General features: G+C 67.8%; 4 protein-coding genes. 3 read left to right on the top strand and 1 reads right to left on the bottom strand.

All coding sequences use genetic code 11. From position 1 onward, the window contains the following. Window positions 1-332, top strand: a 332-nt coding sequence (locus DIE12_RS37635) for an isochorismatase family protein (RefSeq protein WP_124523002.1), incomplete at its 5' end; no start/stop codon positions are given. 76 nt (window positions 333-408) lie between these two features. Here the strand turns inward: DIE12_RS37635 and DIE12_RS37630 are convergent. After that, window positions 409-1332 carry a LysR family transcriptional regulator gene (locus tag DIE12_RS37630; protein WP_124523004.1) on the bottom strand — a complete coding sequence of 308 codons (924 nt, stop codon included), beginning with the start codon at window positions 1330-1332 and terminating at the stop codon, window positions 409-411. A gap of 100 nt (window positions 1333-1432) precedes the next feature. On the opposite strand from DIE12_RS37630, the gene DIE12_RS37625 reads away from it, so the two are divergent. Together DIE12_RS37625 and DIE12_RS37620 are read left to right on the top strand one after the other, a co-directional pair. Then, a complete protein-coding gene (locus DIE12_RS37625) occupies window positions 1433-1600 on the top strand; it encodes a DUF1427 family protein (RefSeq protein ID WP_096506909.1) in 168 nt (55 codons plus the stop codon). 19 nt (window positions 1601-1619) lie between these two features. After that, window positions 1620-2032, top strand: a 413-nt coding sequence (locus tag DIE12_RS37620; RefSeq protein ID WP_148092734.1) for an amidohydrolase family protein, incomplete at its 3' end; no start/stop codon positions are given.

The raw sequence follows: 2032 nt of genomic DNA, 5'->3' as shown, positions 1-2032 counted from the left end.
ACACGACGTTCGCGCTGTGCGCGATGCTCGAAGGCGACTACGAGATCTACATGGTCGCCGACGCATCGGGCGGCACGTCGCAGGCCGCGCACGATTTCGCGATGCAGCGCATGGTGCAGGCCGGCGTGGTGCCGGTCACGTGGCAGCAGGTCCTGCTCGAGTGGCAGCGCGACTGGGCACACCGCGAGACGTACGACGCGGTGGTCGCGATCGCGAAGGAGCACTCGGGCGCGTACGGCATGGGCATCGACTACGCGTACACGATGGTCCACAAGGCACCGCAGCGCACTGCGACGCCGCACGAGTCGATCCCGGCCGTGCCGGCGAAGTAACGGGCAGCCGGACGGAATGGCCGCGGCCGGCGTGCGCGATGCACGCGACGGCCGCGGGGGTCGCGGGCCGCCGCGCTCACGCCTCGGGCAGCGCCCACGGCGCGTGCGAGAAGTGTTCGGCGAGAAAATCGAGCAGCACCGTCACGCGCGCGGCGCGCAGCATGCCGGGCGGCGTGACGAGGTTGACGTTGATGTCGGCGATCTTCCAGTCGTGCATCACTTCCTCGAGCTCGCCGCGCTGCAGCTCATCCCATACCAGGAACTCGGGCTGCAGCGCGAGGCCGTGACCGGCGACGAGCGCGGGGACGATCACGTCGGCGTTGTTGGTGCGGATGCGGCCTTGCACGTTCACGCCGATTTCCTCGCCCGATGCCGGGTGGCGAAAGCGCCAGTGCTCGGGTGTGGGCAGGTTCGTGTAGGTGAGGCACACGTGCTGTTCGATGTCGCGCGGATGCTTGGGCCGGCCATGCCGGTCGAGATACGCGGACGATGCGACGAGCGGGCGGCGCACCGCGCACAGCTTGCGCGAGCGCAGCGACGAGTCGCTCAGTTCGGCGATGCGGATCGCGACGTCGAAACCGCCGGATACGATGTCGACGATGTGGTCGGTCAGCACGAGGTCGATGTCGACGCGCGGATAGCGTTCGAGAAACGCGGGCAGCAGCGGCGACAGATGGTGCGTCCCGAACGACATCGGCGCGTTCACGCGCACGAGGCCGTACGGTTCGAGCGCCTGCGCGGTGGCCTCGCTCTCGATCAGCTCCGCATCGGCGAGCAGGCGGATCGCCCGATCGCGCAGCAGTTCGCCGGTCGGCGTGAGCGACAGCTTGCGCGACGTGCGGTACAGCAGCATCGCGCCGAGGCGCTTTTCGAGGCGCGCGATGGCCTTCGATACGGTCGGCTGCGAGACGCCGAGCAAGTCCGCGGCTTTCGCGAACGAACCGGTCTCCGCGACACGCGCGAAGATGGCCCAGGCTTCGAGATCAGGAAGATGTTGCATGGTCGGACGGGGTGGCGGGAAGCGAAGGGGAAGCGAACGCGGCGAAACATGCGGCCGGCACGATGCGGGTCATTCTAATCCGGTCGGGAGAAAAAACGTTATGGAATCTTATCTATTGTCGTTGGCCGCCGGCGTGCTGATCGGCGTCGTGTACAGCGTGATCAAGGTGCGCTCGCCCGCGCCGCCGCTGATCGCGCTGATCGGTCTCGCCGGCATGCTGATCGGCGCGCAGGCCATCGGGCCCGTGCGTCACTGGCTCGGCTTCTGACCGCATCGAGGACCTGTCAATGAGCGCAACCTATACTCAACCGGATCTGATCCTGTACAACGGGCGCATCACGACGCTCGATCGTGCGAACCCCGTTGCCGCCGCGGTGGCGATCAAGGACGGCCGCTTCGTCGCGGTCGGCAGCGACGCGGACGTGATGCCGCTCGCGGGCCGCGCGACGAAGGTCGTCGATCTCGGCGGCCGCAGCGCGCTGCCCGGCCTGATCGACAACCACTGCCACGTGATTCGTGGTGGCCTGAACTACAACATGGAGCTGCGCTGGGACGGCGTGCCGTCGCTCGCGGTTGCAATGGACATGCTCAAGCGGCAGGTGGCGATCACGCCCGCGCCGCAGTGGGTGCGCGTGGTCGGTGGCTTTACCGAACACCAGTTCGCCGAGAAGCGCCTGCCGACGATCGAGGAACTCAACGC

The organism is Burkholderia sp. Bp9015 (assembly GCF_003853505.1).
Classification (GTDB): Bacteria; Pseudomonadota; Gammaproteobacteria; order Burkholderiales; family Burkholderiaceae; genus Burkholderia.
Note: the sequence above shows the minus strand (reverse complement) of the source record. Positions and strands in the feature narration are given on the sequence as shown.

Excerpts from the sequence above, each read along its gene's own strand:
- DIE12_RS37630 (WP_124523004.1), bottom strand. The coding sequence starts at position 1,332 with ATGCAACATCTTCCTGATCTCGAAGCCTGGGCCATCTTCGCGCGTGTC.
- DIE12_RS37625 (WP_096506909.1), top strand. The coding sequence starts at position 1,433 with ATGGAATCTTATCTATTGTCGTTGGCCGCCGGCGTGCTGATCGGCGTC.